We start from the raw sequence: 1,392 nt of genomic DNA, 5'->3' as shown, positions 1-1,392 counted from the left end.
GCGACCGGATCGGTGATGCCGTCGCCTCCCCCGCCGCCAACGACCGCTTTGATCGAGAACACGATCACCAGCACCGCAACGACGATCACGCCCACCGAGGCGCCCACGATCAGCAACCACCGACGTTGCCCCCGTGCCGGAGGCGTCGAAGGTGGAGTGCTGCGGGCGACAGTCGGTGTGGGATAAACAGTCTCGACGTAAGGGTCGTCCTCGACATCCTCAAACTCGACGACCGGGGGCTCCTCGTGGGCGGCGTAGCCGTAGTGGTTGTCGTCGAGGGGTTCGACGTCCTCGATGGGTGCGGTGATGTCCTGCTCAGCAGGCGCCGGCTCGTCGTTCCACTCGGTGGCCTGGTCGGGGTGAGGTTCGGCGGTGTGCAGCCAGGTCTGCACACTCGGATCGTTCTGCCAGCCGGTACTCATCCGAACTTCACCTCGCCCCCGTGGCGGTATGTGCGGGTCCAGCGATCGCACGCGGCGAGGTGCCAGTGCAGGGGGTGTTCATCGCCGAACACACCGCGGCGGGCCGCGGTCAGGGAGAACGGGTCGATGGTGTGCAGCGTGTCGTCGAATACGTCGCGGTAGGTGGCGCCGACCAGCAGTTCCTCCGGCAACGAGCCGTTCGAACCAACTACCAACACAACGCTGTTCGCGTCGAGACGGTAGCCGCGGTCACCGGGCAGTACGCACCGTGCCCGGTCGTCGTACGCTTCTTTGAGCCGCGTAATGCTGTGGCCGTTGCCCATCCCCCATCGAGCCGACGCGCAACCGTTCTCATCGGTCAGGATCACCGAGATGGCCGGGTCGGTGACTGCGGTGACCAGATCGATGGGACTCAACCACACCGGCTCACCTGCATGCGGGCTGATAGGACGGCCCGGGTAGTCCGGGTTGTGAGAGGTCTGTCCCCCGAACGGGGGTCGGATTGCACTGTCACTGAACATGTACTCGCTCCTTCCGGAGTGATTCGCTGAGTGCGTGAGTGGAAGAGAAAGGGTCTAGCTGGCGGTGGTGGTTCGACCACCACCACAAGCGCGGCACAACCCGCGCCCGCACACGCGGGAAGGGTTGGCCGAGAGGACGATCAGACTCATTGCGAGGCCCCGCTGAGGAACGGTGGCAGCCCGGACGCGCCGCCGGGCGGTGTGGTTTGCGGGACCGATGAGGCCCCCGAGGGAACTGTCTCGGACGGAGCCGATGGTGACGAGGTGTCGAGCTCCCACGGATACGCCGGTTCCGACGTCGCAGCGCTCGGCGGCAACGACGTCGTGGTCAACGACGGAAGTGTCGACGAACCAGCAGACCCCTCCCCGAACAGCCACGAGAAGTCATCGCCGCCGCTGCCGCTATCGGGCGAGTTCGACGACCCGCCGTCCTTGCCGGCGATGTCGCG

Annotated in this window: 2 protein-coding genes and 1 pseudogene; 1 reads left to right on the top strand and 2 read right to left on the bottom strand. The window is 66.2% G+C overall.

The genetic code is table 11. The features are described from left to right. Positions 1 to 422, bottom strand: a pseudogene (locus AS181_RS24400) (hypothetical protein); the annotation flags it as partial. Continuing rightward, a complete protein-coding gene (locus AS181_RS24395) occupies positions 419 to 844 on the bottom strand; it encodes a hypothetical protein (RefSeq protein WP_035755679.1) in 426 nt (141 codons plus the stop codon). The gene AS181_RS24395 and the pseudogene AS181_RS24400, both read right to left, overlap by 4 nt. A 363-nt stretch (positions 845 to 1,207) precedes the next feature. Between AS181_RS24395 and AS181_RS24390 the strand changes: the two genes are divergently transcribed. After that, positions 1,208 to 1,392: hypothetical protein (locus tag AS181_RS24390; RefSeq protein ID WP_139114288.1), on the top strand; the 185-nt coding region annotated here is incomplete at its 3' end.

This window comes from Gordonia sp. SGD-V-85 (genome assembly GCF_001456905.1).
GTDB lineage: Bacteria > Actinomycetota > Actinomycetes > Mycobacteriales > Mycobacteriaceae > Gordonia > Gordonia hongkongensis.
Note: the sequence above shows the minus strand (reverse complement) of the source record. Positions and strands in the feature narration are given on the sequence as shown.